At 69.2% G+C, this 26,644-nt stretch carries 31 protein-coding genes and 2 pseudogenes; 17 read left to right on the plus strand and 16 right to left on the minus strand.

Annotated elements, in window-relative coordinates:
• Both ABZ801_RS33370 and ABZ801_RS33375 read left to right on the plus strand, forming a co-directional pair.
• Nucleotides 1-582, plus strand: a complete 582-nt coding sequence (locus tag ABZ801_RS33370; RefSeq protein WP_360705695.1) for an SDR family oxidoreductase — start codon at nt 1-3, stop codon at nt 580-582.
• 253 nt (nt 583-835) lie between these two features.
• Complete coding sequence (locus tag ABZ801_RS33375; protein ID WP_360705698.1) at nt 836-1,222, plus strand: SDR family oxidoreductase; 387 nt, start codon at nt 836-838, stop codon at nt 1,220-1,222.
• Here the strand turns inward: ABZ801_RS33375 and ABZ801_RS33380 are convergent.
• The 4 genes from ABZ801_RS33380 to ABZ801_RS33395 form a co-directional block, all read right to left on the minus strand.
• Nucleotides 1,122-1,637: a hypothetical protein gene (locus tag ABZ801_RS33380; RefSeq protein ID WP_360705613.1), complete on the minus strand. Its 516-nt coding sequence runs from the start codon at nt 1,635-1,637 to the stop codon at nt 1,122-1,124. The genes ABZ801_RS33375 and ABZ801_RS33380 overlap by 101 nt on opposite strands.
• A 490-nt stretch (nt 1,638-2,127) precedes the next feature.
• On the minus strand, nt 2,128-3,132 hold the full coding sequence (locus ABZ801_RS33385) for a HEAT repeat domain-containing protein (RefSeq protein ID WP_360705616.1): 1,005 nt from the start codon (nt 3,130-3,132) through the stop codon (nt 2,128-2,130).
• Between the two features lie 3 nt (nt 3,133-3,135).
• On the minus strand, nt 3,136-3,804 hold the full coding sequence (locus ABZ801_RS33390; RefSeq protein ID WP_360705619.1) for a HEAT repeat domain-containing protein: 669 nt from the start codon (nt 3,802-3,804) through the stop codon (nt 3,136-3,138).
• Between the two features lie 528 nt (nt 3,805-4,332).
• On the minus strand, nt 4,333-4,524 hold the full coding sequence (locus ABZ801_RS33395) for a hypothetical protein (protein WP_360705622.1): 192 nt from the start codon (nt 4,522-4,524) through the stop codon (nt 4,333-4,335).
• A 75-nt stretch (nt 4,525-4,599) separates the two neighbouring features.
• Here ABZ801_RS33395 and ABZ801_RS33400 point away from each other — a divergent pair, with 75 nt between their 5' ends.
• Nucleotides 4,600-4,950: a hypothetical protein gene (locus ABZ801_RS33400; protein ID WP_360705625.1), complete on the plus strand. Its 351-nt coding sequence runs from the start codon at nt 4,600-4,602 to the stop codon at nt 4,948-4,950.
• A gap of 199 nt (nt 4,951-5,149) precedes the next feature.
• Here ABZ801_RS33400 and ABZ801_RS33405 read toward each other — a convergent pair whose 3' ends face one another.
• Nucleotides 5,150-5,983, minus strand: coding sequence for an enoyl-CoA hydratase/isomerase family protein (locus ABZ801_RS33405; RefSeq protein WP_360705628.1), 834 nt, complete (start codon nt 5,981-5,983; stop codon nt 5,150-5,152).
• A gap of 106 nt (nt 5,984-6,089) precedes the next feature.
• On the opposite strand from ABZ801_RS33405, the gene ABZ801_RS33410 reads away from it, so the two are divergent.
• Both ABZ801_RS33410 and ABZ801_RS33415 read left to right on the plus strand, forming a co-directional pair.
• A complete protein-coding gene (locus tag ABZ801_RS33410) occupies nt 6,090-6,497 on the plus strand; it encodes a helix-turn-helix domain-containing protein (protein ID WP_360705631.1) in 408 nt (135 codons plus the stop codon).
• Nucleotides 6,498-7,251: 754 nt separating this feature from the next.
• Nucleotides 7,252-7,452 (plus strand): hypothetical protein, encoded by a 201-nt coding sequence (locus ABZ801_RS33415; protein WP_360705634.1) that lies wholly within the window; start codon nt 7,252-7,254, stop codon nt 7,450-7,452.
• A gap of 14 nt (nt 7,453-7,466) precedes the next feature.
• On the opposite strand, the gene ABZ801_RS33420 is transcribed toward ABZ801_RS33415, so the two are convergent.
• On the minus strand, nt 7,467-8,441 hold the full coding sequence (locus ABZ801_RS33420; RefSeq protein WP_360705636.1) for a WYL domain-containing protein: 975 nt from the start codon (nt 8,439-8,441) through the stop codon (nt 7,467-7,469).
• Between the two features lie 136 nt (nt 8,442-8,577).
• Between ABZ801_RS33420 and ABZ801_RS33425 the strand changes: the two genes are divergently transcribed.
• Nucleotides 8,578-8,973, plus strand: a complete 396-nt coding sequence (locus ABZ801_RS33425; RefSeq protein WP_360705639.1) for a RidA family protein — start codon at nt 8,578-8,580, stop codon at nt 8,971-8,973.
• A 130-nt stretch (nt 8,974-9,103) separates the two neighbouring features.
• Nucleotides 9,104-9,913: a hypothetical protein gene (locus tag ABZ801_RS33430; RefSeq protein ID WP_360705701.1), complete on the plus strand. Its 810-nt coding sequence runs from the start codon at nt 9,104-9,106 to the stop codon at nt 9,911-9,913.
• Here ABZ801_RS33430 and ABZ801_RS33435 read toward each other — a convergent pair.
• The 4 genes from ABZ801_RS33435 to ABZ801_RS33450 all read right to left on the minus strand — a co-directional run bounded on the left by ABZ801_RS33435 (nt 9,910) and on the right by ABZ801_RS33450 (nt 13,343).
• A complete protein-coding gene (locus ABZ801_RS33435; protein WP_360705642.1) occupies nt 9,910-10,449 on the minus strand; it encodes a DUF1062 domain-containing protein in 540 nt (179 codons plus the stop codon). The genes ABZ801_RS33430 and ABZ801_RS33435 overlap by 4 nt on opposite strands.
• Nucleotides 10,450-10,816: 367 nt before the next feature.
• The gene (locus tag ABZ801_RS33440; protein ID WP_360705704.1) at nt 10,817-11,554 is read right to left on the minus strand and encodes a VOC family protein; all 738 of its coding nucleotides are present in this window, start codon (nt 11,552-11,554) and stop codon (nt 10,817-10,819) included.
• Between the two features lie 828 nt (nt 11,555-12,382).
• Entirely contained in the window at nt 12,383-12,667 is a 285-nt protein-coding gene (locus ABZ801_RS33445) for a hypothetical protein (RefSeq protein ID WP_360705645.1), read from the minus strand.
• 157 nt (nt 12,668-12,824) lie between these two features.
• A complete protein-coding gene (locus ABZ801_RS33450; protein WP_360705648.1) occupies nt 12,825-13,343 on the minus strand; it encodes a putative immunity protein in 519 nt (172 codons plus the stop codon).
• Between ABZ801_RS33450 and ABZ801_RS33455 the strand changes: the two genes are divergently transcribed.
• The gene (locus ABZ801_RS33455) at nt 13,342-13,479 is read left to right on the plus strand and encodes a hypothetical protein (RefSeq protein WP_344945983.1); all 138 of its coding nucleotides are present in this window, start codon (nt 13,342-13,344) and stop codon (nt 13,477-13,479) included. The two genes, ABZ801_RS33450 and ABZ801_RS33455, sit on opposite strands and share 2 nt — an antisense overlap.
• Before the next feature lie 343 nt (nt 13,480-13,822).
• On the opposite strand, the gene ABZ801_RS33460 is transcribed toward ABZ801_RS33455, so the two are convergent.
• Nucleotides 13,823-14,104 carry a hypothetical protein gene (locus tag ABZ801_RS33460; RefSeq protein ID WP_360705651.1) on the minus strand — a complete coding sequence of 94 codons (282 nt, stop codon included), beginning with the start codon at nt 14,102-14,104 and terminating at the stop codon, nt 13,823-13,825.
• A 597-nt stretch (nt 14,105-14,701) separates the two neighbouring features.
• Here ABZ801_RS33460 and ABZ801_RS33465 point away from each other — a divergent pair.
• Complete coding sequence (locus ABZ801_RS33465; RefSeq protein WP_360705654.1) at nt 14,702-15,616, plus strand: aminoglycoside phosphotransferase family protein; 915 nt, start codon at nt 14,702-14,704, stop codon at nt 15,614-15,616.
• 121 nt (nt 15,617-15,737) lie between these two features.
• Here ABZ801_RS33465 and ABZ801_RS33470 read toward each other — a convergent pair whose 3' ends face one another.
• Nucleotides 15,738-16,430 (minus strand): hypothetical protein, encoded by a 693-nt coding sequence (locus ABZ801_RS33470; protein WP_344945978.1) that lies wholly within the window; start codon nt 16,428-16,430, stop codon nt 15,738-15,740.
• 489 nt (nt 16,431-16,919) lie between these two features.
• Between ABZ801_RS33470 and ABZ801_RS33475 the strand changes: the two are divergent.
• Nucleotides 16,920-17,144, plus strand: a pseudogene (locus tag ABZ801_RS33475) (recombinase family protein); the annotation flags it as partial.
• A 124-nt stretch (nt 17,145-17,268) separates the two neighbouring features.
• The gene (locus ABZ801_RS33480; protein ID WP_360705659.1) at nt 17,269-18,108 is read left to right on the plus strand and encodes an ATP-binding cassette domain-containing protein; all 840 of its coding nucleotides are present in this window, start codon (nt 17,269-17,271) and stop codon (nt 18,106-18,108) included.
• 640 nt (nt 18,109-18,748) lie between these two features.
• Here the strand turns inward: ABZ801_RS33480 and ABZ801_RS33485 are convergent.
• Nucleotides 18,749-18,886, minus strand: a complete 138-nt coding sequence (locus ABZ801_RS33485) for a hypothetical protein (RefSeq protein WP_360705661.1) — start codon at nt 18,884-18,886, stop codon at nt 18,749-18,751.
• A gap of 83 nt (nt 18,887-18,969) precedes the next feature.
• Here ABZ801_RS33485 and ABZ801_RS33490 point away from each other — a divergent pair, with 83 nt between their 5' ends.
• Nucleotides 18,970-19,098, plus strand: coding sequence for a hypothetical protein (locus tag ABZ801_RS33490; protein ID WP_360705664.1), 129 nt, complete (start codon nt 18,970-18,972; stop codon nt 19,096-19,098).
• Nucleotides 19,099-19,433: 335 nt separating this feature from the next.
• Here ABZ801_RS33490 and ABZ801_RS33495 read toward each other — a convergent pair whose 3' ends face one another.
• Nucleotides 19,434-20,660 (minus strand): MFS transporter, encoded by a 1,227-nt coding sequence (locus tag ABZ801_RS33495; RefSeq protein ID WP_360705667.1) that lies wholly within the window; start codon nt 20,658-20,660, stop codon nt 19,434-19,436.
• A gap of 81 nt (nt 20,661-20,741) precedes the next feature.
• Here ABZ801_RS33495 and ABZ801_RS33500 point away from each other — a divergent pair, with 81 nt between their 5' ends.
• Nucleotides 20,742-21,200 (plus strand): helix-turn-helix domain-containing protein, encoded by a 459-nt coding sequence (locus ABZ801_RS33500; protein ID WP_360705670.1) that lies wholly within the window; start codon nt 20,742-20,744, stop codon nt 21,198-21,200.
• A gap of 139 nt (nt 21,201-21,339) precedes the next feature.
• Here ABZ801_RS33500 and ABZ801_RS33505 read toward each other — a convergent pair.
• Both ABZ801_RS33505 and ABZ801_RS33510 read right to left on the minus strand, forming a co-directional pair.
• Nucleotides 21,340-22,256: pseudogene (locus tag ABZ801_RS33505) on the minus strand (IS481 family transposase); the annotation flags it as partial.
• Nucleotides 22,257-22,591: 335 nt separating this feature from the next.
• Complete coding sequence (locus ABZ801_RS33510) at nt 22,592-23,077, minus strand: ArsI/CadI family heavy metal resistance metalloenzyme (RefSeq protein ID WP_360705673.1); 486 nt, start codon at nt 23,075-23,077, stop codon at nt 22,592-22,594.
• A 106-nt stretch (nt 23,078-23,183) separates the two neighbouring features.
• On the opposite strand from ABZ801_RS33510, the gene ABZ801_RS33515 reads away from it, so the two are divergent.
• The 4 genes from ABZ801_RS33515 (at nt 23,184) to ABZ801_RS33530 (ending at nt 26,535) form a co-directional block, all read left to right on the plus strand.
• On the plus strand, nt 23,184-23,597 hold the full coding sequence (locus ABZ801_RS33515) for a metalloregulator ArsR/SmtB family transcription factor (RefSeq protein ID WP_360705676.1): 414 nt from the start codon (nt 23,184-23,186) through the stop codon (nt 23,595-23,597).
• Between the two features lie 8 nt (nt 23,598-23,605).
• Nucleotides 23,606-24,715, plus strand: a complete 1,110-nt coding sequence (arsB, locus tag ABZ801_RS33520) for an ACR3 family arsenite efflux transporter (protein ID WP_360705679.1) — start codon at nt 23,606-23,608, stop codon at nt 24,713-24,715.
• A gap of 314 nt (nt 24,716-25,029) precedes the next feature.
• A complete protein-coding gene (locus ABZ801_RS33525; RefSeq protein WP_344945950.1) occupies nt 25,030-25,437 on the plus strand; it encodes an arsenate reductase ArsC in 408 nt (135 codons plus the stop codon).
• 30 nt (nt 25,438-25,467) lie between these two features.
• The gene (locus ABZ801_RS33530; RefSeq protein WP_360705682.1) at nt 25,468-26,535 is read left to right on the plus strand and encodes an NAD(P)/FAD-dependent oxidoreductase; all 1,068 of its coding nucleotides are present in this window, start codon (nt 25,468-25,470) and stop codon (nt 26,533-26,535) included.
• The last annotated feature ends 109 nt before the right edge of the window (nt 26,536-26,644 follow it).

The following is a 26,644-nucleotide window of genomic DNA, read 5'->3' on the forward strand; positions in this document are numbered from 1 at the left end:
CTGGTCTGCGACGTCACCGACGAAGACCAGGTCGCCGCCGCCGTCGACCGCACCGTGGAAACCTTCGGACGCCTGGACATGGCCTACAACAGCGCCGGCATCCAGGCCCCGCCAGCCGACGCCGCCGACGAGACGGCTGCGGACTTCGACCGTGTCAACGCGGTCAACCTGCGCGGCCTCTGGACGTGCCAAAAGCACGAACTGCGGCAGATGCGCACCCAGGGTTCCGGCGCGATCGTCAACTGCTCCTCCCTCGGCGGCCTGGTCGGCCTGCCCGAACGCGCCGCGTACCACGCCTCCAAGCACGGCGTGATCGGCCTGACCCGAAGTGCCGCGGTTGAATACGCCCCCAGGGGGATCCGCATCAACGCCGTGTGCCCCGGCGTCATCGAGACCCCGATGGTCGCCGACATGCTCGAAGGCCAGGCCGAGGCCATGGCCGAAATCATGAAGCAGCAGCCCATCGGCCGCCTGGGCACCGCCGACGAGATCGCCAACGCCGTCCTGTGGCTGTGCAGCCCGGCCGCCGCCTTCGTCATCGGCGTCGCCCTGCCCGTGGACGGCGGCTTCACCGCCCACTGAGATCGTTCCATGCTGACCTCACAGGCCAGACAGCAGGCGAGACGGCCGTGCAGCTTCCGATGGCCCGTCAGAAGCTGCACGGCCGTACCGGATCCATAAGCAAGCAGCTCGCGGCACCAGTCGAGCCACCGCCCGTCACGGCTACCGGAACTCAGGCCTTCGCCAGACCGAATGGCGGCTTGCCGTAGCTGTAGGAGTTCGGGGCCATCAACGCCGTCTGCCCCGGCACCATCGCCGCCCCATGGTCGACACCATGATCGAAGGCGGCGAACCCGACCGCGCCCAGGCCGAGAAAGGCCAGGCCATCGACCGCCTCGGCACCGCAGACGAGATCGCCCAGGCCGTGCTGTGGCTGTGCAGCCCCGGCGCCAGCCACGTCACCGGCATCGCCCGGCCCGTCGACGGCGGCTACACCACTCAAAGACAGCACGCCGCCGACCCCGACCACACCGCCGGCCGGGGGCTCGACTGCGCCGCCCAGGGTGGCTTGCTCGACGCTGTCCACGCTGGTCATGCGTCGAGCGTAGCCACAGCACCGGTCACCCCGTTTTGTCGCACTTCCCAGCGGCGCGACGCTTGGCGGCGATCTTCTCCGCCGACCCGAGCCGGTACTCCGCCAGCGACTGGGCGTCCGGTTTGAACCGCCACTGCCCGCCCTCGTAGACGACCCGGTAGGAGAACTGGAAGGTTGCGCGGGACACCCGAACGACCGCCGAGTCCCGTGCCGCCGACAGCCGCGCCGCCTCAACGGTGAACGGCACGCCCTGCGCCGGAGACGGGCACAGCTCGAACACCTTCTCGTACTCGGCCTGCGGCAGAACCTTCTTGGCGGCGCTGTCCCACCACTCCCACGCCCCCGCATAGTCGCCGGACGCGTAGGTGCTGGTGAACTCCTTCACGGCTCGTTTGACGGCCTCCTCCGTCTGCGCGGCGGGCGCGGCCGCGGACTTCGACGCGGCCGGTGGCACCGCCGTGGTCTTGTCGGGTTCCTGCTGCGTGCAGCCCACGGCCGCGACAGCGATGACGGCGCCGATGGAAACAGCTGAGGTTCTCACTACCAACCCCCGTGAACGACTCGGTTGATCCCCCGGGGACCTACCTCACACCATGTCGGCGTCTCTTCGCTGGTAGTCACCTTGATGTAGCCACGCGTGTCGTACACGCTGCGCCGTCACAGGCTGGTGTCGTCAAGGCAGCACCCCGTCGACGGAGCTGCGCCGTCAGTCCTCCCAGGTGAGCTGCCCTGCGTCAGAGGAGATGGCTTTCACCCGCCAAGGACTCGGCCACGAGGCGAACACGTGGGTCGTAGCGGGCGGGTGGATGGGGCCACGCGGGCACGGCTGGCCCGGCTGGCGGTGGTCGATCCGGTCAGTCGGCGCAGCGAGTTCGACCAGCTGAAGGACACGGCGAAGGCGGCGTCGCTGGGGAAGTTGAAGGAGCGGCCGGCGTCGCTGGCCGACATCGAGGCGATCGGGCCGACCAGTCGTGGCCCTGCCGGCAGTGACCGGCCAATGCCCCCGCGCACGGCGCCCCGGGAAAGATCTCTTATCGTGCGTTGCGTAGCCCAAGAATGTAGGTGGCAGTAAGCGCGACGGCGCGGTCTTCGTCATGTGACAGATCTGCGAGAGCACGTGACGTCGTGATTCCCGGGATACCTGCGAGCGCCTCTGTCAGCCGTCGACGTGCAGACGATCCAATAGTGCTGTGGGCGAGGCAGTCAACGAGCCTGGTAGCGATCTGCTCCGCCAACGCAGGATCACTCGCCAGCGCGCTCAGCGCATCGGCCGCATCGGCGTCGTTCGTGTCCTCGACGATCATGTCGATGAGCGTCGGGATCGCGTCGGCCACTCCACGTGTCCCGAGCGCCAGAGCCGCACACCTGCGGACCACGATGTCGGAGTTGGTGAGCGCGTCCCGCAGCAGTGTGGTCGCCTTGCCGCTCGGAATCTCGGCGACGGACTGGACGGCGCGTTTGCGCACCTCCGCCACTGGTGAGCCGATGCCCTCCGCCAGCAGTGCCAATCCGTCATCGCCCGATCGCGCCAGGGCCCATCGAAGGGCTCCGGCGACGTTCGGGTCCGTCTCGCTCAACGCTGCCTCGACCAGAGCTTCCACTGGCACCGGAACCTCCACGGCTGAGGACAAGGCGCCGCGCTGGCGCCTTCCAGCGCTCTCCGACCCCAATGCCTGGAGGAGTGCAACGATCTGGAGGACGTCCTCCCAGTCGGCGGGCTCCGCAGCATCGATCCGGCGGAGTCGCGTGAGCAGCTCCGTCTCGCGCGCAATGCGTTCTCGCGTCTGGCGGATGAGGTCGTCGACGAGTTCGGCGGGCTTGAAGTCGGGATCATCCAGCGCGCGCCCGACTTCACTCAGCGACAGCCCCAATGACCGCAGGCTTTCGATATGGAAGATTCGCCGGATGTCCTCGCTGGAGTACTCCCGATAACCGGCCTCGGTACGACCCATTGGCCGCACCAGGCCGAGTGACTCGTAATGCCTGAGCATGCGGGCGCTGACCCCGGACCGTCGTGCCACATCCCCGATCAACACTGCTCAGTCCTCCTGGCCGGTCGTGCCGAGGGCTACGAGGCGCTTCGCCTCCTCGATCGCGAACTCGAATCCGGCATCCGGGTTGCGCAACAGATGTTCCGTGGCGATCGCGTGCTGACGCACGCGAGGGTCGAGGGCCGTCATCGCAGCGCGCAGGGTCGGCATGATCACCTCACCGAGCGCGATCAGCGCCCGGCTGAGGCTCAACTGCGTCTCACGCTCGCCGCGCCCGAGCTGTGTCGCCAACACCGCGGCCAGCTCGGATTCTTCACCTTCGGGCACGAGCACGACCGCTGCTCGCCACGCGCTCCGCGCCACCTCGTCGTCGGCGTCGGTCAGAAGCGCCCGTGTGATCGCCGGCCACGCCTGCCGGTCCCCGATCTTGGACAGCGTGTGCAACGCCTGGCTTCGTGCCTGCGCACGCTGCGAGCGCAGTTCATCGATGAGCCGTGGGACCGTCATTGATGACGAGTGGCGGGTAAGCGCCCACGTAAGCATGTCGCGTACGAAAAAGTCAGACTCGACCGCGCATCGTTCGATCAGTTTGTCGATGAACCGCGGGTCAGGAGCCGTGCCGACAGCCATCGCTGCCTGCAGCCGCACCGACGAACTGCTGTTCTCCAGCTCCTGGAAAGCTCGCATCGTGTTCGTGTTCGTGTTCTCTTTCGGCATGGACAGCGGGACCACCTCCTCGGCTTCAGTGAAGACCTTGTCACTGTGTCAAGGTCAAGCCCCAACGACCTCGCCTCCACAGTGCGGGGTGAACGCTCCACCAGCTCCGCCACTCCGCTTTGCAACACCTGGCGGCCGTCGACCGCACCGCCGCAGCAAGCCAACAGCCACTTCCAGCACCTGGCCGGCCCCCCTCGCCACCCACGCGGAGCGACCTCCGCCGACCCGGACACCGACCGACACCAACTCGACCTCCCCGCAGCCAACGACGGCCGGGCCAGCTGACCCGGTCCTCTCGCTGAACTTCGGCCAGGGTCTTGTGGACGGCGCCGACTGAGACCTTCACTCCAGCGGCGATGGTGCGGATGAACGCTCCGCGCTCGCAGCGGACGGGAATCGCGGCACGTTTGTCGTCGTCGACCACAGGGCGGCGCCCGCCGACCCGGCCACGGCGGCGGGCCGCCTCCAGTCCGTGTCGTCAAAGTGTCATAGCCATATCAGCAGGGCGGCCGGGGTAACGGCGGCCTGTTAGGAGCGGGCGGTCTTGCAGTAGCGGGTCGCGGTGCCGCGCCGCTGTTCGGCGTTGGACAGTCCGGCGCCCACCAGCGCCAGCACCTGCCGTTCCCGCAGTGTGAGCGCGTCGACGCGGCGGCGGGCGTGCGCGCCGCACCGCCGCGCCGTTCTCCTCCCCGGTCGACCCCCCGCACCGACGTGCCGCACTGACGAGGGTCGCCGCCAGTCACCGGAAGCCCCGCCCGGCATGCCACGCCGCGCGCACCGTCGGGAAGGTGCGGAATGAGCGCCTCCGTCAGTGCGAATGGTCCGGTCCTCGGTGGCGAGCTTGTCGCTGATCTTCTACTCGAAGGCCTTCAGGCAGATCGGGGCCAGGGCGTCGTGCTGCCGCTGGGCTTCTGCTTGGCGGCGCTGACCCGGACGAGACCGATGAGCGCCACAACGAGCCCGCCTTCTGTGGTGCGGGAAAAATGGTTTCTGCCAGTCGCTGAGCTTCGGCAACAACGCGTGCTCGCCGACAACGACCCGGCCGAGCAGGAGAAGCTGATCAAGCTCAACACCCTGTCGGCCAACCTGGTCATCTTCCACAACGCCCTGGACATCATGGACGTGATCCGCAGCCTGATCGTCTAAGGGGGGACCATCACCGCCGACCAGTTCGCCGCACTGCCGCCCTACCTGTACGCCCACATCAGCCGCGTCGGCGCCTGCGCCCCGACGAACTCACCCACCAGCCCGAGGCCTTCAACCCCGTCCTAAAAAAAGGGGGGTCGACTTCACCGTCCTGGACCTGGCCGCCTGACTGACGCTGATGGGGACAATCACCCGCTGCTCAGCCGGCCAGCTTGCGGAGCAGGCCCTCCAGATCGCGCTCGCCATCGCGGGTCTGAGCGCCGTGGGCGAGTCCGCCTCGGATCAACCGCTCGGCTGCGGGCAGGGTGATCTGGCCCGCCCAGGCGTCGTGTTCTCGCTGGAGACCGCCGGCCAGGTTTTCCGGGGCGATGGCGCGTTTGGCCGCGGCGACCACGCCCTCAGGCAATGCGGCGATGTTGCGGGCGAGTCGGTCGACCACGTCGTCAAGCTCATCGGCCGGGACGGCCCGGTTGACCCATCCGTAGCGTTCGGCGGTCTGCGCGTCGTAGAGATCGGCGCTGAGCACCGCCTCCAAAGCGCGATGACGACCGACCCGGCTGACGAGGTACTGGGTTCCTCCGCCTCCCGGGACGATACCCATGAGGGCCTCGATCTGGCCGATCCCGGCTCGGCCGATTGCCGCGAATGCCATGTCCGCGGCCGCGACGAACTCCGCCCCTCCGCCGCGCGCCTTGCCGGCGAGCTTCACGATGGTCACCTGGGGTTGGTGCCGGAGCAGTTCCCCAAGTGCTTGGAAGACGTTGACACCCTCGGGCGCGTCGGCGGCGAGTTCGTCGAAGGCGTCCGGTGCGTCGACGAGGGACATGTCGACATGAGCGATGAAGAACTCCGGGTCGGCGCTGTCGAAAACGATGACACGGGCCGACTCGTCCTCCCGCAGTGTGGTCAGCACGTGACGCAGGTCGGCCATCAGGGCGACGTCCAGGACGTTGACGGGTGGGTTGTCGAGGGTGACGCGGACGATGCCGGCCTCGCGGCTCACTCGCAGGGTCGCGTAGGCGTCGTGGTGCATGAGTATCTCCGATCGTGCCTGGCAGGCACCTAAGTTCCTGATGTATACCTACCCTGGGACGGCGGGTGACCGGCGTCAATAACGCACTTTCGGCATCGTAAGGATCATGGAGGATACCGACATGGCCGCTCCTGACACGAATACCGGCATCGACATTGTCTACCGGGCCGATTGCCCCAGTCGCCCGATCCTCGACCAGATCGCCGACAAGTGGTCGATGATGGTGATGGCCGTCCTCGACAGGCCCCGCCGCTTCAACGAAATCAAGCGCCGCCTGGAAGGCGTAACACAGCGGGTCCTCACGCAGACCCTGCGCCGCCTGGAACGCAACGGGATGATCGAACGGCGCGTGCTGCCCACCTCACCGGTCGGGGTCGAGTACTCCCTCACCGATCTCGGCGAATCCCTTCGCGAACCGTTCGGTCATTTGTACGCCTGGACAGTCGCCCACGCGGATGAGATCCAGGAGTGCCAGCAGCGCTACGACCAGCGCATTCAGGCTGCACAATCGTAATTCGCCGCACGGTCGCGGAGGTATCGACATAGGGGAATTCCTTCCGATCGCGGTCAGATAGCGTGGGACCCATCGCGAAAGCATCAAACTTCTGCGATACTCCGCCAAGGGGCCAGGACGAACACCCCGCCGCCAGCGGGACGACTCGCATAGCTTTCTGCGATAACGAGGAAGCGGGGACCCGGTGGGCAACCTACGGCCGACGACGCAGCCGACCGTGATGGCGATCGGCCGGGCGGGCTCCGCGTACCTCGCCACGCTGTCCGGGGCGGAACAGCGCGGCACCAAACGGTCTCCGACTCGACACTGCGAGCGCTGACTGCCGAAGGTGATGCTGGCGCGTGTGGCGCCGGGCCGGACGCGGATGTTGCGTTTGCCGCGGGCCTCGGTGCGGCGCGTCAGCATGGTGATGTGGTCGTGGACGAGCCGCCCCTGCCGCGCAGCAGGTGGTTGATCTGCGCCTGGTTGAGACGGACGCAGACGGCCATGCCCTACCGTCCCCGCGTGCCCTGCCCGCGTCCCCACTCCCGCGCCGCGGCCTCATCCACAGCAGCACGCGCGCTCAGCAGGCCGCGCGCACCGGCTGGCGGGGCGCGACCCGATCCACGGGAACGGGCTGCCCACCCTCTCGGCGACATCCGGCTCAACCTCGGCCGCCGCCTCCGCTAACCGGCTCCGTCACGGCGGCGACCGCCTGGGCTGCCCAGCCCGAGAGCAGGCCGTAGTGATGGGCCGCCACTTCATCACCGTGCAAGTGACCAAACCCGACTACGGCGAGCGGTGGAGCCTGGTCGCCCGCCAGTTCCTGAACACCGACGCCGTCCGCCGGCCGCACCACTGCCCGTCCGGATGCGACGCTGACGGCAGCGCCCTCACCCACCCGTACCGCCATCGCGACACCGTTCAGCACCACCAGGTGCTCAATCCCTGGGTGGCCGACCCACCAGCAATCTGACCGGCTGACGGCTCTCAGGATGAGACTCCGTAGCAGGTGGCCATCGCGGCGGCGCGGTTGCGCAGGGAGGTGCGCAACGACTGCGGGGCCAGGGCTTCCGCGTCCGTGCTGAGCTGCCACAGCGCCCATTCGGCGTGTCGTGAATCCTGGAAGGTCACCTCCAGCCGCAGCCAGCCGTCTGCGTCGGGTTCCTCGGCGCGGACGGCCAGCGCGGTGTTCAGCAGTTCCTCCCGCCGCGCCGGGTTCACCCGCACCAGCACGGTGATCTGGTCGCTGTCGGACAGAAACTGCGCGCAGCGTTCCCGCCAGACCCGGTCAAGATCGACCCGGTTCGGTCGCTGTGCCGGTTCGGGGAGTTCTTCGGCGGCCAGCACCCGCGACAGCCGGTAGGTGCGGTCCGCGCCAGATCTCGTGGCCAGCAGGTAGGCCCGGTCGCGTACGGTGACCAGGCCGATCGGGTCCACCGTGCGCCACTGTGGTGGCTGGCCCGTGGCCGCGTAGTGGATGCGGAGCCTGTGTCCGGCGAGCACCGCGCGCCGGACCTCGATCATTGTCGTGTCGGGCACCTCCTCGGTGATCAGCCGGCGTGAGAGCAGGTCGGTCTCCGGGTCGATGAGCAATCGCTGGGCCGCGTCGCTTGCGGTGCCCCGATGGCCTTCGGGCAGCGCGTCCACCACCTTGCGCAAGGCCGAAGCGAGCGCCGAGCCGAGGCCGAAAACCTGCTCGCCGCGCCCCGTTCCGGCGGCCAGCAAGGCAAGGGCCTCGTCGTGGTTCAGTCCGGTGAGCTCGGTCCGGAAACCGGGCAACAACGCGAAACCGCCATGCCGACCGCGTTCGGCGTAGACCGGGACGCCGGCCGCGGACAGCGCCTCGATGTCGCGCAGCACGGTGCGGGTGGATACCCCCAGCTCGCTGGCCAGCGTCGCCGCAGTCAGCCGACCGCGCTGACGCAGCAGCAGCACCAGCGAGACCAACCGGTCGGCGCGCATACAAAAACTCTAGCGAGATACACGACACAGGATGTCGTGATTCGCTGGGAGGCTCGTCAACGCGACGTCACAGATGACGGCTACCGAGCCGATGGACGTACGTACTCCCGACGAATCGAATGGAGCTGATGTGGCAATGCAGCGAACGGCAGTCAACCCGGTGACGTGGTCGATGGAGATGGGATTCAACCAGGGCGAGATCGTCTCCGGGAACACCCGGACCCTGTACTGCTCCGGGCAGACCGCGATGAACGGCGAAGGCCAACCCCAGCATGCCGGTGACATGGCGGCACAGCTCGCGCTGAGCCTCGACAACCTGGAGGCCGTCCTCGACGAGGCCGGCATGACCCTCGCGAACCTCGTACGGCTGAACGTCTACACCACCGACGTCGATCTGCTTTTCCAGCACTACGGCGTGCTGGCGTCGCGGTTGGGTGCCGCCGGGGTGGCGCCGACCACCACGATGCTCGGGGTGACACGGCTGGCGATTCCCACCCTGATGGTCGAGCTCGAGGGGACCGCCGTCGCGTGATGCGACCTCGGCGCCTCTGGTAGGGCTGCCGGTGCACCGGCACGAGTAGCAGGCAGGCGGGTGATTCCGGTGCTCAGAATGGTGACAATCGTCGTCCACGGCTTCGACGGCGAGTCCTTCCTGCCAACGACTGCGGCACACGGGCGTCCGCCTGCTACTCGACATCCGCCAGCGCCGGGGCGTCCGCGGCCCCGAGTACGCCTGGGCGAACTCACTCCGGCTACAGGCGGCCCTCGCCCATGCCCGGATCGCCTACGAGCACCACCCCCAGCTCGCCCCAGCCACCGAGCTGCGTCGGCTCGAGTCCGCCGAGGACGACCGCCAGGGTCGGCAAGCGCTCGCGCCGCGAGCTGGCGGTCGAGTACGCCGGCCGCTACACCGCCGAGATCCTCGACAGCGCCGGCCCCACGCCGGTCGTGTCGGCGCTGTCGAGGGAGTGGCCTGCACCGCACCGGCGTCCTGTACATGCTGGACGAACCCACCATCAACCTGCACATGGGCTGCGATGTACCGGATGACGTGCCCGAGTCGCACACCGGCCTTGAGGGCGGATCCGCTGGTCGGCCGTGATTGTGCGGGTCTCGTGTACGTGATCCGTTATTACGTACGTGGCTTGCCGTCTGCGGTGCATCGTGGAGCCGGTGAAGATGGCCGAGGCGGGCGGAGCGCCAGGCCGGTCACGTCTGGTGCAGTGTCGCGTCAGCGGTCTGGCGTTCAGGAGTTGCTGCAGCCTGCGACCAAGCCTGCGCGCGGCCTCACCCTTGCTTGCTGTGAGGGCATGGCCTACATGATCGTCCCAAGCGCCCGGCTATCTGCCTCTGATGGCCCGCTCCGTGCACACCGTGCCCGTCCGGGGGCGACTCCATGGGGCCGGAGCCGCCCCCGAACGGGACGTATTTCGCGCGGATGCTTAAGGGATCGCGCGCTACATCCCCGCTAGTCCCTGGCCATCACGGTGAAGGTGAATCCGGCGCTGGTCGGACGGCGCAGCGGAATGTCGCACTTGATGCGGCGCAGTACCTCGTTCCTGCTGAGGCCGAGCCCTTGCGCGATGAGCCGATCCGGGCGGACCGGTACCGGATCGTCGAAGACGACCTCCACCTGGACCGGCCACGCCTCGTCGAGCCATGCCGACGGGGTGTCCAGCCGCCAGGCCCCCGTCCAGTCCAGGGTGAAGCGGTTGCGTCGGGCGAGCAGCGGATCCACCAGCCTGGACGCCACCAGTTCCGGATCGTTGACGCGGTAGCCGTGGATCTCGGCCGGATCGAAGGATCTGACCGGCGCTCGCTCGTGGACGGTGAGCTTGCTCGTCCGATCGCAGGATACGCAGCGGACCAGCAGCCACACGTCCAGCAGCTTGCCGTTGGCGTTGACGCGGAACCTGCCCTCGCCGGTGGTGGCCGACTCCGAACGGCAGTCCACGCACCGCAACGACAGCAGAGGCAGCCTGGTCCGACGAACGATCCAGGGCGGCACGGTATGAGGTTGTGAAGACATGAGCCCTCTAGACCTGACACGAGGCCGATTGCGCGCGGCCTCAAACGCTGTATGACCGGGCGCACAAAGGGCAGCCCGGCAGAGCCGACGGGAGGGTCGGCTTGAAGGTGAGCGGAAGAAGGTGTCAGGTCTAAAGGGCAGGCGGGGTCACGCGGTCTTGTCCTCTGTCCGCACTGCGACGGGGCCGCAGGCAACCTACGGGAACGCGGAAGGAAGGCCAAGCGGTTTTCCGACCGAGACTTCGTCAGCGCTACCGGAACCCCTCAGTGGCGTAGGCGATGCTGTCGTCGAGGCCCGGCCGGTAGCCGTCGCTGTTGTCCACGGTGAGGTTCGGCAAGGCTCCGCGTCAGAGCGGGGTGAGGACGCAGAACTCGTTGCCCTCCGGGTCGGCGAGGACGGTCCACGGGACGTCGCCCTGGCCGATGTCGATGTCGGTGGCGCCGAGAGCTCGCAGCCTGTCTGCCTCCGCCGCTTGGTCGTCACCGGGGTACGGCCGCAGGTCGAGATGGACGCGGTTCCTCACGGTCTTCACGTCGGGCGTGCGGAAGAACTCCAAATACGGGCCGACACCCTTGGCGGAGCGCAGCAGCGCATGCTCGTCGGTCACCTCGTGCAAGGTCCAGTCCATCGCCTCGCCCCAGAACCGGGCCATGGCTCGCGGATCCACGCAGTCGACCACCACCACGGCGATCGGCCCGGTGTCCCGGTAATTCGATCGAGGCTCCAGCACACAGAACTCGTTGCCCTCCGGGTCGGCGAGGACCGTCCACGGGACGTCGCCCTGCCCCACGTCGACGGGTGTCGCACCGAGATCCTTCAGGCGCGCGACCAGGTCCGCCTGATGGGCCGCGGAGGTGGTGGCGAGGTCGACGTGCACGCGGTTCTTCACCGTCTTGGGCTTCGGGTCGGCGACGATGTCGATGCAGACGGCGGCTGGGTCGGGATAGACGAAGCCCACGGGCTCGAGGTTGGTCACGCCGGGTGCCTCGCTGGAAACACCCCAGCCGAGCGCCTCCGCCCAGAACCGGCCGAGCGCCGAGTCATCCCGAGCCTTCATATGAATCTGGACAAGCCGCGTCGTCATGCCGCCGATCCTATGCCCGCGCGGATCAAGGAACCGCCAGCCTCCGCCTGCGCAGACGGGTTCGTCCGCGACGGCCGGAACCCCTTCCGCATCCACCGGCGAGCGCCGCCCGGCTGCGGGGCAAGAATCGGGAATCGTTCCCTGCGAGTCAGCTGGCGGCTGAGGCGTGTCGATGGCGCTGCGGGCCAAGCGCTTGTCAAGGTTGAGCTGGATCTCCCCGTACGGGGTCATGGTGCCCGGCGGACTGCTGCTCGGCGAGCGCTTCTTCCGCCGCCTGCGCCGCCTGGTCGAGCAGCACCGCGAGGCCCGACAAGCGCGAACGGCTCCTGCTGCTGTACGGCCCACTGCGCATGCGGTGTGGCGATGGGCTGGGGTTGGCGGTGGCGGTGACCGTGGTGGTGGAGGTGGTGCGGTATCTGCGGCATCGCCGTGGCGGCCACCGTCGTGGCGGGGAGGCGTCCGCAGGGCCGCTGGTGGACGTGGCAGGAGGCAGATGCGGTCGCCGCCACGGCCGAGGACGTGGCGGGTGTGGCCGCGGGCAGCGGCGTGGGTTTGGTGTCGAAGACGGGCGTGCGGCCGCGCTGGCCGGCGTCAGCGAGCATGCCCTGCCATTGGGGGAGGGCAAGGGCGTCTTGGATCATCAGCGTGTTGATGTAGCCGAGCGCCGACTGATGCCGCAGGCGTAGATGACCAGCAGCAGCCGCCCGGACAAAGCCTGCAGGTCGAGGTGGTTGTGCACCCCGACGGGGGAGGGCCCGCAGGCAGCCGATGCGCATCGCGGTCTCACCGAGCATGTCCATCAGCAGGACCACGCCCCAGCGAGCCCGCCTAGCGGCCTTGAGCCGACGCCAATTGATCGGCTCGGTGCGCCGCGTCCAAGGGAGTGAGCTGGATCGCGCCGGTCTTCCGGCCGGAGACCTTCAGGCAGCGCAGCCCCTTGCCGCCCAGCCCGTCGTTCAGCTCAGATGGCTCATGGTCGAGTTCGGCGCGCATGTCGTGGATGAACACCTGCGGGTCCAGTGGCTGGCGGAGTTTGGCGTAGTCCTCGACCCGCCGTTCCTCACAGTCTTTGGGCAGGTCGTCCGGGTTGCGCCACCGTTCGGCCCCGACCACCCAGACTTCCTTGCACCGCAGCTTCTCCCCGCAGCGTCTGGAACACCCCGCACTCGTACATGCACCGCAAGATCCGCAGGCCGGCGTTTCGTTGTCGGCCTGGTACGCCCCCAGTGGTCTGCCATGGTCGTAGTGGGGAGACGACGCATGTCAGAGGTCAGCCGTCGAAGACGTTCCAGCAGATCGCGCTTCGACGTCGCTGGTCATCAAGGACCAGCTCTCGAATCTCCGCGGGAATTCTTGCTCGCTGCCAGTCCCGTTCTCGGATGCGTGCCGCCTCAGCCTCACTGGCGGCAGCGGCAGCAACGACTGCCCTGATCGCATATGCCGCAGCTCCCAGGTCGTGGGCTGCGACGTGGGCCACCGCCACTGCTTGCCCGGCCGCAAGAGCGGCGAACTTCGCCGGGGCGGGCAGTCCACGGGCGGCGGCATTCGCCGTGAAGGCGGCCTGGTGCGCATCACGCATGCGCACCTCGCCGCGGATCCAGGCACGAGCGATTTCGATAGCGTCCGACGGGCGGGTGTCGTGCGGCTGCTCCTGCTTGAAAAGGTGCAGGACGTGTTCGGCGCAGAGGACGGCCCACTCCGCGAGCAGCCTGTGGTGCTCGTCTGTCAATGTTCCACCGCGGCGCACGGTAATCAGTCGGGGATCACGCTTGGTTGGCAGGATCGGCATGATTTCCTTCCTTTTCGTCATTGCAGCAATGGCGACGTCTCGTCCGCAGCTCGAACAGTTCGCCGGGCTGGGCGCGGCAGATCAGCGACGGGATGACCGTGAGTCGGAGCAGGTGATGAACAGCGCCTGCGCGTGACCTCCATGGCCGCGGCGCGGGCACCCATGCGGTACGGACGCCTGGACCCACTTTCCATGGAGCCAACTCACCATTTCGCTTTCGCCGAGCGCCGAGTCCGAGCCGAGGTGCTTCTGGACGACCAGGTGGGCGCGGCCTCAGGAGGTGCCGCTGGCAGCGGCTCGATGGACAATGACTATCGGACGGGCTGTCGGGTTCGGTCAGGAGTTCGTCGGTGTGGTGAGCCGGCTGCGGCGTCGAGGCAGATGTCAAATAGTGCTCGCCGGGTTGGGGGCGTTTGGACGGTCTCGACCGTCCCGGTCTTCCACCGGCGCCCACATCAACATGCTTGGCCGCTATGCCTTCAGCCCGCGTACCGACAGAGCGCTACGCCACTGTGTGCCCCGGACGCCATTGCCACGTAAGCCGACGACGTCCGGTTGCCACCTGGACACTGGTCCGTCATCGTCGCGAGATTGGTCGACCAGTCGTCGGCGCCGAGCGGGCGGTCGAGGGTTTCCGTGGTGTAGGGGAGCAGGTCCGTGTCCACGCAGGCCGTCAGGTAGCCGTGCAGTGCGGTGAGGGCCTGTCGGGGGCTTGCGGCGGCGGTGATCTCCAGCGGGCCGTCGAACCCGGCGAAGCGCATTATCGGTGGGTATTGGCTGAACAGTTGGACGAAAGCCTCAAGACGGTGGTCGTCTCAGGCTGGTTGGTATGGCGCGCGGGGCACGGTCTGTCGTCCCGTCCTCGGCGATCAGCACGATGGTGCCGGCGTCGTCGCGCAGCATCGAGGCCACGGTGTGGATCCCCACGGCTCGGCGAAGTAGAGCTTCTCGGCCCGGTCGAAGATCAGCAGTCCGTAGATGGTCACAGCGGATCCTTCGTGGCTCAGAAACCGCAGGCGGTCAGCAACTCAAGGCGGCCGGGATCCTTCCGGGTGCCGAACGTATTCCGCGTGGCTACCGCACCTACATGCCACCGCATGCGCAAGCGGTGCGCGCGCTCCTTGCCCCGTGCCCGGCCACATTGATCATTCAGGCGATCGGCCCCAAGGCAGAATTGAGGACGCGCTTCGGCCTTTCGATCAGATCTCACCTAGCTTCTTGGCGACTGCCGCTCTCTCCAGGCCGTCGAAGCCGAGCTTCACGTCCTCAGTCCCGTACCGCAAGGACGCGGCTGCACGTTCGTCGGCACCCTGGCGAGAGGGCTTGGCCCAACGGCATTGCGGCTACTGTTGCTCCGCATGACGCATGCCGAGATCGAGATCACCGCGGAGCTGGTGCGGGATCTGCTGCGCGATCAGCACCCCGACCTGGCCGATCACCCTGTGCGACTCGGCGCGCGTGGCTGGGACAACCAGCTGTGGCGGCTCGGTGACGACCTCGCCGTCCGGTTGCCCTGGGCGACGCAGTCTGCGGACGCGCTGCTGCGCAAGGAGTACACCTGGCTGCCCGCCCTCGCCCCACGCCTTCCGCTGCCGGTGCCCGTCCCGCAACGTCTCGGCGAGCCCTCCGCTCTGTTTCCGCGCCCCTGGATCGTCACCACCTGGGTGCCGGGCGCGCCTGCCGACCGCACCCCCGTCACGCGCGCCGCGGAGGCGGCCACCGCCCTGGCCGCCTTCCTGACGGCACTTCACCAGCCCGCCCCCGAGCAGGCGCCCGCCGGTCGGGACCGCGGAGGACCACTGGCCGACTATTCCGAGGGGTTCGCCAAGCAGCTCGCCACGGCCACCGAGCTGGGGCTCATCTCCGCCCCGGACGCCGTCCGCGCGGTCTGGGAAGACGCCGCCGCCGCGCCCGGCTGGGACGGCCCGGCACTATGGCTCCACGGTGACCTGCATCCAGCCAACGTCCTCACCGCGGACGGCACCATCTGCGGTGTGATCGACTTCGGCGACCTCTTCGCGGGCGACCCGGCCTGCGACCTGGCCGCCGCGTGGATTCTGCTGCCGGACGGCGCCACCGACCGCTTCCATGCCGCCTACCAGCCGACCCCGGACGCCGCGACCCTGCGCCGCGCCCGTGGATGGGCGGTGGCACGCGCCCTCAGCGGCATCCTCATCGGAGACGCCGGCGTCCACGGCCGCCCAGGCGGCAAGGCGACGTGGGGCCCTCCCGCCCACGCCGCACTGCGACGCCTCATCGCGACCCATCGCTGATCAATCGGCTTCCCCACGCGCCAGAACACCGTCGCGCCGGTCCCGGCCATGCGGTGCGGAAGTCGGGGGAGACGCTTTACGGCACAGTCGGGTATGACGACTGCCTGATTGCCCGTGCCGATCAGGCGCTGTGGTCCTCTGGTGGTGGTAGGTAGGGGCTGAAGTGGTCGGCGACGATGTCGGCGATGGCTGTGGCGTCATGGGATCCGTCGACCTCGATCACGCGGATGCCGAGGCGTTTTGCGGAGTGGACGGCGTCGTCGGCGACGAGGCGGTCTCGCTCTAGCCGGTTGCGTTTGGCTCGTTCGGGGTCGCTGACGTCATGGCCGATGGTGGCGGCTCGTGGGAGTTTGTGGAGCTGGTGGTCGCGGAAAGCCTGGGTGGGCACCATGACGACCATCTGCCGGGGGGAGTCGATGATCGGGGCGACCAACTCGGGGCGGAGCCCCCAGCCTTCGGCGATTATGGGACGCCCGGAGACCAGGCAGCGCAGGTCGTCCAAGGCCCATTCGAACCGGACCGGAAAGCCGGCCAGCGTTTCGGCGGCCATGTCCTCTGGGGTGGTGTTCACCCAGACCTGGTCGGGGTCCGGGTCGGCAGGAGATTGGCCGAGCTGGACGCGGCGAGCGATCCGGCGGTCGTTGTGGCCGCGGGCATCGTGGTAGTCGTAGTGGTAGGCGGTCAGCCCGTATCGGAAAGCCAGCAGCCGGGCGACGGTGGACTTGCCGGCCCATTGCCCGCCGCCGATCCAGAGAACCCGGCGAAGCGTGCCGAAAGGATCCCACACTTGCTTTTCGGTGTCGTTTCTGGTCACGGGTCTCCTCAGGTGGGGTGGCTGACGTCTGCTGCCTAGATCATCCAGTCTCCGGAGGATGCGCGTTGCCATTGGACTGAGACGTTGACATCGAGTCCGCCCGCACGGAGCTGTGGCAGCCACCGCTCCCTAGAGAAGGACGCCCACCGGGCGGGCGGGCCACCACCGCCACCAGCAGGTCGTTATGCACGTCGGCCACCACTGCGCTTTCATGCAAGTCAGCAGACATGACCGGCACTGTAGGGGCGTGGCCGGGCAAACGGCAGGAAGTCACCGCGGGTTGACCGGCTCGGCATCGGGGCGTTCGCCTGACGAGGGTTTGATGAACGCTCTCCGGACGGGCACCGGCGAGGCCGCCGTGTCCGGTTCGAGCGTTCATTTTCCACTCTCGTTGACCTTCCCCGCGCAGCACGTTTGATGAACAGAAGGCGGTCGGTTGCGGCGCTCATCGGCCTGGTTCGGGTCAGCACCGACTAGCAAAAGACTCAACGCCAGCACGACGCTCTCGACCCGGTCTGCCTGCAGGTGTTCGAGGAGAAGATCAGTGGCAAGCTCGCCGCCGACGACCGGCCCGCGCTGCTGGAGGCGCTGTCTCACATCCGCGATGGGGACATGCTGACCGTCCAGGAGGTCGACCTGCTCGGCCGCGACCTCCTGAAATGGCTGAGGACTCGCAGACCCCGGCGCGGTCGCGGATGGCGATCGACCGGCTGATCGTGCGCCACGACGTCGCGCTGCGAGAGAAGACGCTGTACCGGATGCTGTTCGCGACCGCAGCTACCGCGCCCGCGGCAACCAGCTCGTCGCGACGCTGGCCGAGCACGCCCCGCACATCCCGGTGACCGGCATCGCGGCCGGGCTGCACGCGGTCCTGCGCCTGCCGCCGGGCACCGAGGCGTCCACCGTCAAGGCGGCCACGTGGATGGGCGTGGCACCCGACGGCCTCGCGACGTTCCGCCACCCCGACAGCCCCGAACCCCATCGGGACGGCCTGGTCGTCGGATACGCCACACCTCCCGAACACCGCTACCGACCTCCGGGCCGGGGAGGTCCTGGGCGTCAACATCGAGGACTGGACCTGGCGCGGCGCGGTGCCCGGTGGAAGCCAAGGGCGCCCGCGCCCAGTCGCGGCGGCGTGGGCAGGCTCGCGAGGACGTCGTACTGGAGACGGTGTGCTGGGACGCCGGGACGCCCGGCTGCTGCCCCGCCTGATAAGGGGACGCACGCGGGGGCCCGCCCGCCAGCGCCCGGGGCCCGGGGCCCGGCTCTGGAAGACCGGTACCGGCGATGGAGCTTCGAGCGCGCCTGCACGTCCGCCCGGTACCCCACCGAGCTGGCCGATCTCTATCCGCATCAGCATTCGGGCGGCCAGATCCAGCGCGCCGCCCTCGCCGCCGCGCTCCTGCCCGAACCCCGCGTCCTCATTGCGGACGAGCCGACGGCCTCCCTCGACACCGAGACCGCCTACGGCGTATGGGCCACCCTCCGCCGGTACGCCGACGCCGGAGCCGCCGTCCTGGTGATCACCCACGACGTGCCGATGCTCACCGCTGCCAAGATCGCCGACCACGTCGCGCTCATGCACGGCGGAAAGGTCGTCGCCACGGGCGGCCTCACCGATCTGGCCGCCCTCGCCGACCCGTATGTGCGCGGCTTCTTCCAGCCGAACGGTTTCTGACCGCGCCACTTGGGTTCCGCCACCGCCGTGGCGGCACTGCTGATACATCTGGCGCGCCCACCCCGAGCGCGGCGATCTCGGTGGCGCGTTCCAGCGCCCGCGTCAGCGCCGGGCCCGCGCACCGGCCCGCGCCGCAACGGGTCCAGCTCCGTGATCCGCGCCCCCGGCGGCACCGTCAACAGCGAGCCCAGCACCGCCTGTCTGCATCCCGTACCAGGTGTCTCATCACCGCTGGTTGGCCGCCTCCCGCACCGACTGCATCAGCCTGCGCCAGCGTCGTCGCCCCCGGCAGCAGCACCCGCCCTGCAACCACCCTGCCGCAGCCTCGAACAACGCCTTCGGCCCGTCCCCGGTCGTCAACGACGTCGCTGGGTGCGTGGTTGCCGACGGAGTTGGCGGCCAGGTGGATGCCGTGGCTGACTATCCGCGCGTGCGGGTCAACGCGGCCGACGCGGCGGCGTCGCTGCCGGCTCTGCCCGGGGTCGGCGGCCGCCGCGGTCGGGGCGCGCCGGACTCGACCGGCCCCCACGGCATCCCGGCGGGGAAGGGGTGCGCGCCGCACGCGGCGGCATCGATGTTCGGGGGCGTCGCCCCAGCAGCGCGGCGACCACGACCGGCAGCGCGATCGTCGTCTGAAGGATCACGGCTGGGGCGCCTTCGGGTGCGCGTCCACCCACTCGCGCAGTTCATCGGCGACCTCGGCGAAGTCCTGCCAGCCCTCGCCTTCCAGCAGGCGGGCGCGCGGGTCGCTCCACCGGTCCGTGTCGGCGGCGAACACGTCCCGCCAGCGCAGCCGCCGTCAACGATCACGTGGTGGGGCCGTGAGCGCGGAGCAGCTCCAGCAACCCGGGGCACAGGGCAATGAGTCTCGGCGGCCAGGCGCACCCCAACCCGATCAACACCACACCCGACACCGCCGACGCCATCACCGTGGACAAGACGCCCGCGGCGTTGTGGCCGATGGCATTGGCGGCGAGGGTGTTCGGGTGAACTCCTGGAGCATGCTCGACCGAACCCTCGGGGCTCTTGAGGTTGTGCGGCGTGCAGGTGCATCACCGCGGATAGCGTGAACGCGGCCTTGTCGACCTGCCCGGCCGCCAGGTCGGGGTTGGCGAGCACCAGCGGCCGCCACGACCCGGTGACCATGTCCTCGTGCGCGGCGACGTCGGCGCGGTCGTGGCGGCGGTGCGACTTGGCCATCGAGGCCGCCGTGGCCACTATCGCCAGCACCGGCCGCCCGGCCTCAACCAAGTCGATCGTTCTTCAGCGGCTCGATGGACTGCTGCACCGTCCGGTACCGCAGGACGCCGAACTGGGCGAGGAGATCAGCTTGGTCCGGCTCGGTGAGTCTCTGGCGTGCGCTCCCGCGGCTGGCGCGTGCCTGCTTTCTCGGACCGATCGAGGGGTGCCCGCCTGCCGGTCGCCCAGGCGGCCAGCGCGCAGGCCGCAAATCCGGCTCCGAGGAGACTGGAGCCCGCCCAGCCGTGGGCGGTGAAGATGGCGGTGGTCGCGGCTGCGCCGAGGGCGGAGCCGAGCGAGTAGAAGACCATGTAGCCGCCGATGACACTGCTGGTGCGATCCGGATGCGCGGCGGTGAGCACGTGCTGGTTGCTCACATGCACGGCCTGGACTGCGAAGTCGAGAACCACGATTCCGACGATGAGAAGCCATAGTGACCACGGCAGTTGCGCGATCGCCGCCCACGAGAGGATGAGCAGGGTGAGTGCGAGACCGGTGACCGGGGTCGCTCGTCCCGCATCCGCCCACCGTCCCGCGCGTGCCGCGCCGAGTGCGCCGGCGAGTCCGGCGATGCCGAACAGTCCGATCTGGCTCTCGCTCAGTTGCCACGGCCTGTCCGCCAGCGGCAGGGACAGTCCGCTCCACAGGGTTCCGAACGATGCGAACAAGAAGAACGCGATGAGCCCGCGCGTCAGGAAGATGCGCTGCCCGAACAGTCCGCCGAGTGAGGCGACGGCCCGCCTGTACCGCGCAGGTCGGTCGAGGCGCTCCTCTGACGGCAGTACGACGATGACGAGGGCCGCGAGCCCGAGTGACAGCACCGCGAGCACGGCATAGACGCTCCGCCAGCCCCACACCTCGGCGAGGGTGCCGGTGACGACCCGCGCGCCCAGGATGCCGACCACAACGCCCGAGGTCACGACACCGATGTTCCGTCCGCGTTCGGCAGGCGGTGAGACCGACGCGGCGTAGGCCACCGTGGTCTGCACCACGACCGCGAACACCCCCGCCGCCGCGAGTCCCACGAACGCCACCCATGCGGTTGACGCCGAGGCCGTCAGGAGCATGCCCAACGCGGTGATCGCCAGGTGCACGGCGATGAGTCGGCGCCTGTCGACCACATCGCCGAGCGGCACCAGCAGCACCAGCCCTGCCAGATAGCCGAACTGGCCTGTGGCGACGATCCATCCGGTGAGTTCTGCCGACACACCGAGATCGCGTCCCATCGGCTCCAGAACCGGCTGCGCGGCATAGATGCTCGCCACTGCGACACCGCACACCACCGCCAGCAGCAACCGCCGCCACACGTCCATCGCACTCCGATCAGTAGCAAATCGCAACCAATTCGACCGTACGGCATAATGGTTTCAATCCGCAACCGATCGGGAGGTGTCATGTCGCGCACCACCATGCGCGCCCCGAACACCGACTGGACCGACCCCGAGTGCCCGGTCGCCCGCACGCTCGACCTCGTCGGCGACAGGTGGAGCCTTCTCGTCATCCGTGACGCAATGGACGGGGCGCGGTCGTTCACCGAGTTCCAGCGACGCACTGGCATCGCCCGCAACATCCTCACCGACCGCCTCCGCAGGCTGACCGCTCACGGGCTCCTCGTCCAGCGCACCGCACCATCGGGCCGCCGCCAGGAGTACGTGCTCACCGACGCCGGCCGCGACCTCTTCCCGGTCATCCTCACCCTGCGCCAGTGGGGAGAACGTCACGCCTTCGCCCCCGGCGAGACCCACTCCATCCTTGTCGACCAGCACGGCACCCCGGTGCCGGAAATCACGCCGACCAGCGCCGACGGCACCCTCCTCAACACCGACACCACCCACGTGCAGAAGACCCGATAGAAGGCAGGGACCTCGGCGTCTTCAGACCTCGCAGACACCCCGCCGTCCGCCCGCCCGTCAGTGGAGGCGATGGTGGACGAGCCGACCGCGGCGGCACGCCTGCGAACCGGCCCACGTCAGGGGCGCGCCCTCGCATTGCTGCGGTGTGGGGGCGGTGGTAGGTGTAGTGCACGTTCCAGATGGTCGAGGCCTGTGAGCGGTGATGTTCGCTGGTCCAGGTGTCGGCGTGGAGCCATTCCTCGGTCAGGATCCGGTGGTAGCGCTCGACCTTGCCGTTGTGGCGTGGGGTGTAGTGGTTGATCCGCTGGTGGCGGGTTCGGGCTGCGTGTAGTGCCCGAGTGAAGTCTGCGGCGCGGTAGCAGGCGCCGTTGTCGGTGACGACGCGGTGGATGCGCATGATGCCGTGGGCGGCGAAGAACGCCCGTGCCCGGTGCCAGAATCCGATCGCGGTGGCGGCCTTCTCACCGGGCAGGGCTTCGGTGTAGGCCAGGCGGGAGTAGCCGTCGACGGCAGACTGCAGGTCGACGTAGCCGCCGCGGGCTCCGGCGGTCTTGGCGCGGGCTACCCGCCGGGCCTGCTCGCTGTGACGGCCGCGCGCTCGCCAGCCGCCGCCGTCGGGGATGCGGCCGGTCTTTCGGACGTCCACGTGCACCATGTGGCCGGGCCAGCGGGCGATGAACGGCCGTGCGGAGCGGTTGGTCGTCCCGTCGGGTCCAGGTCGCGGCGGCGGTTCAGGCCCAGGCGGGCCAGGTGGCGGCCCACGGTGCGCTCGCTGATCTTGATGCCCTGGCTGGCCAGTTCCCGGGCGATGCGGCGGGCCGACCATTCGCGCTCGCGGCGCAGTCGTTCGATCCGCGCGATGACCTCGGGTGGGGTGGCGCTGGGCCGGTCCAGCAGGCCGATCTCGCCGAAGCGGCGGTAGCGGTTGACCCACTTGTCGGCGCACGAGCAGGAGATGCCCATCTCCGGGGCCACGTGCGCGATCGGGCGGGTCCGGCAGCACTGGACGAGCCGGCGGCGGCCCTCGACGGATAACGGCGCGTTACGGTGAAGCACGGACGGGTCTTTCCGGGGCGGCAGGACGGGTTGGTCGCGCTTCTCATCCTGCCGCCGGAAGGCCCGTCTCTTCACTCAAGCCCCAGCGTCCGCAGCGTCATGTCTCACAACAGCTAGCGAGCGCCGGGGCCCGGCTTGGCGGGGCTGGTCGTTCTACTGCCGCATCCGCCCGGTGGCCGACTTCGGAGCGGCAGGTCCGGTTGACGGGTCACACCGTCCACCCGGACACCTGCCGGCGCCCGGCCGCCCAGGCCGGTGCCCAGGGCGTCAGCATCGTGGGGGCGCAGGTGGGCGGGGTTGAGGGTGCCGCGGCGTTTGGCGACCTGCACTGAGGGTCAGCAGCAGTCGGCGCCCGTCGCGGTCCTGGCGTGCGTCTTGTCCGTGGCGGGGGCGGAAGAGGTGCCGGTGGGCTGGGGTGTGCAGCAGGCGGAGTCTTCGGCCTTGTCGAGGGTGTCGGCGTCGCCCTTGACCACGTACACCTCCCAGGGTTCGTTGCCGGGGCCGGTCACCCACACCTTGTCCTGCAGGGCGTAGCAGCAGGCGGTGTCGTTCTCCTCCAGGGTGACCAGGCCCGACTCCTTCAGCCGCTCGGCGGCGTCGGCGACCTGGCCGGAGTCTTCGACCTCCACACCCAGGTGGTCCAGGCGGGTGGCGTCCTCGCCGGCGCCTTCGATCAGGACGAGCTTGAGCGGCGGCTCGGCGATGGCGAAGTTGGCGTAGCCGGGACGGCGCTTGGCGGGCGCGGCACCGAACAGCCTGGTGTAGAAGGCGACCGAGGCTTCCAGGTCGGGCACCCGCAGGGCGAGCTGGACACGAGACATGAGCTTCCTCCTGTGCATCGACGATCCCACCTCTGATTAGACGAAGGTCTAACCAGCAGCCGGCCTCAGCTTGCGCCTGCACTTAGATAGATGTCAAATTAGAACCATGTCGAAGCAGGAGCTGCCGGTCGTGGACGCGCCGGTCGTCATCAACCCTGCCGCCGCCGAGCCCCGCGCCGGGACGGAAGCGTGCTGTTCGCCGCTGGTGTGCGCGCCGTTGGGGGCTGAGGAGGCGGCCGAGCTGGCGCCGTTGTTCAAGGCGATCGGCGACCCGGTCCGGTTGCGGCTGCTGTCGCTGATCGCCTGCCACGAGGGCGGCGAGGCGTGCGTGTGCGAGCTCACCGACGCCTTCGACCTGACTCCGCCGACCATCAGCCACCACCTGAAGGTGCTCAAGCAGGCCGGGCTCATCGACTCCGAGCGACGCGGCACCTGGGTGTACTACTGGGTGAACCCGCAGGTGCTGCAGCGCCTGTCGGTGATCCTGGGCCCACGCGTCGCCGCGGTGACGTCCCAGTGAACCGGGCGATGAGCGGGCGGGGGAGCGGTTCCCCCGAGCCGACCGCTGCCGGGGTGATGGCGCGGTTGCCGGCGCTGGACCGGTTCCTGCCGGTGTGGATCGCCGCCGCGATGACCGTCGGTCTGCTGGCCGGCCGCGCGATCCCCGGTTTGGACGAGGCGCTGGACGCCGTGCAGGTCGAGGGGATCTCGCTGCCGATCGCGGCGGGGCTGCTGGTGATGATGTACCCGGTGCTGGCCAAGGTCCGCTACGACCGGCTGGACGCCGTCACTTCCGACCGCCGCCTCCTGGTCCCGTCCCTCGTCCTGAACTGGGTGGTCGGTCCTGCGTTGATGTTCGCGCTGGCCTGGCTGCTACTGCCGGACCTGCCGGAGTACCGCACCGGGCTGATCATCGTGGGGCTGGCCCGGTGCATCGCCATGGTGATCATCTGGAACGATCTGGCGTGCGGCGATCGCGAGGCCGCCGCGGTGCTGGTGGCGCTGAACTCAATATTCCAGGTGGTGGCGTTCGGTGTGCTCGGCTGGTTCTACCTGGACGTGCTGCCGGGCAGGCTCGGCCTGGACCAGACCAGCCTGGACGTGTCGGCCTGGGACATCGCCCGCAGCGTCCTGGTGTTCCTCGGCGTCCCGCTGGTCGCCGGATACCTGACCCGCCGCCTGGGCGAACGCGCCCGCGGCCGCGTCTGGTACGAGGAGCGGTTCCTGCCGCGGATCGGTCCGGCCGCGCTGTACGGGCTGCTGTTCACCATCGTGATCCTGTTCGCCCTGCAGGGCGAGGCGATCACCTCCCGGCCGTGGGACGTGGCGCGCATCGCGCTGCCGCTGCTGGCCTACTTCGCGGTCATGTGGTCGGCCTCCTACACACTCGGCCGCCTGGTCGGGCTGAGTTACGAGCGGACCGCGACACTGGCGTTCACCGCCGCCGGTAACAACTTCGAGCTGGCCATCGCGGTCGCCATCGCGACCTTCGGGGTCACCTCCGGTCAGGCCCTGGCCGGTGTCGTCGGTCCGCTGATCGAGGTCCCCGTCCTGGTCGCGCTCGTCTACGTCTCCCTGGCGCTACGCCGCCGCGCCGCCTCCTCCGTAGCAGAGCATGCCCAGGCCCGCACCTGGTGACCGGTGTCCAGATGACGCCTTTCTCTCGTCGTCGTGCGGGAGCTTCGGAGACTGCCGTCTGCCGTACGTGCAGGCCGCACTCGGTCACGCCGTCATCCGCCGCCACGTGGGGGTGTTCTCACCCGAAACCGTGGAGGCGGTGGTCGCCGATTCCTACGAAGCTGCGCGTACCGGACCGCCTGTCCGGCCTCGGCCTGCCGGGGTGAACCTGCTGGCCGCCACCGCCCGCGTCCGCACGCATCCGCCGGTGCCGGCCGCCCGGTTCGGCTCCGCGCGCCTACTCCCACGTCCATGCTCGTCCTCAAGGAGAAGCCGTGTCCGATATCCCCGAGGTGCTGTTCGTGTGCGTTCACAATGCCGGACGCTCGCAGATGGCCGCCGCTCTGCTGGACCACCACGCCGCCGGACGGGTCCGCGTCCGCTCCGCCGGATCCGCGCCCGCCGACCAGATCAACCCGGCCGTCACCGCGGTGATGGCCGAACTCGGCCTGGACCTGTCCAAGGAGTTCCCCAAGCCGCTGACCAGCGAGGCCGTGCAGGCCGCCGACGTGGTCATCACCATGGGCTGCGGCGACGCCTGCCCCGTCTTCCCCGGCAAGCGCTACCTGGACTGGCAGTTGCCCGACCCCGCCGGCCGCCCCGCCGAGGAGGTCCGCCCGATCCGCGACGAGATCGACCGCCGTGTTCGCGAACTGCTCGCCGAGCTCCTCCCCGCCCACTGACTCACCGCACCCACGGATCGCACCCCCATCATGGAAAATGTTGACGCTCTGGTGATCGGCGGCGGCCAGTCGGGGCTGGCCGCCGCCCACGCCCTGCGCGCCTCCGGGCTGGCCCCGGTCATCGCCGAGGCCTCTGACCGGCCGGTCGGGTCGTGGCCGCGCTACTACGACAGCCTCACCCTGTTCTCCCCGGCCCGCTACAGTGCCCTGCCCGGCCTGCCCTTCGACGGCGACCCCGACCGCTACCCCCGCCGGGACGAGGTCGTGGACTACCTGCAGCGCTACGCCGACCGTCTGGACGCCGACATCCGCACTCGCACCCGGGTGCAGTCCGTCACCGCAGACGGCCCGCACTACATCGCCCACCTGACCGGCGGGCGGACGCTTGCGGCACGGGTGGTGGTGGCCGCCACCGGCGGCTTCTCCCGTCCGCACCGGCCAGCCCTGCCGGGCCTGGACACCTTCACCGGCACGGTGCTGCACGCCGCCGACTACCGCACCCCCGCGCCGTTCACCGGTAAACGCGTCATCGTGGTCGGCGGCGGCAACTCAGCTGTGCAGATCGCCGTCGAACTCGCCGACCACGCCCGCGTCACGCTGACCACCCGGGAACCGATCAAATTCGTCCCGCAACGCCCGCTCGGGCGCGACCTGCACTTCTGGTTCCGTGCCACCGGCATCGACACCCTGCCCATCGGACACTGGATCGCGCGCCGTAACGGCAAGCCCCCCACCGTCCCGGTCTTCGACGACGGCCGCTACCGCGCCGCCCTGGCCGCAGGGCGCCCGGACCGGCGGCCGATGTTCACCGGCATCGACGGGCCCACCGTCACCTGGCCGGACGGCGCCCGCGAAGACGTGGAGGCGATCCTCTTGGCCACCGGCTACCGGCCCGACCTGGACTACCTCGCCCTGCTCGGCGCGCTGTCGGCGGACGGCCACCCGGTGCACAAGGGTGGGCTGTCGACCATCTGCCCAGGAGTGGGTTACGTCGGACTGGAATGGCAACGCAGCCTGTCCTCGGCCAGCCTGCGCGGCGTCGGCCGCGACGCCGCCCACATCGCTCCCCGCCTGGCCAGGTTGGCGGCCTGCGGGTGAACAGCAGCACGATTAGACCGTGTCTTGATTGGCGATCACTCGTTTGATCAGGCGTGGCGAGCTTCACTGAGCGACTGGTTCCTGACGAGCTATGGGAGTTGTTCCAGCG

This window comes from Actinomadura sp. NPDC047616 (assembly GCF_040642915.1).
GTDB classification, from domain to species: Bacteria; Actinomycetota; Actinomycetes; order Streptosporangiales; family Streptosporangiaceae; genus Spirillospora; species Spirillospora miaoliensis.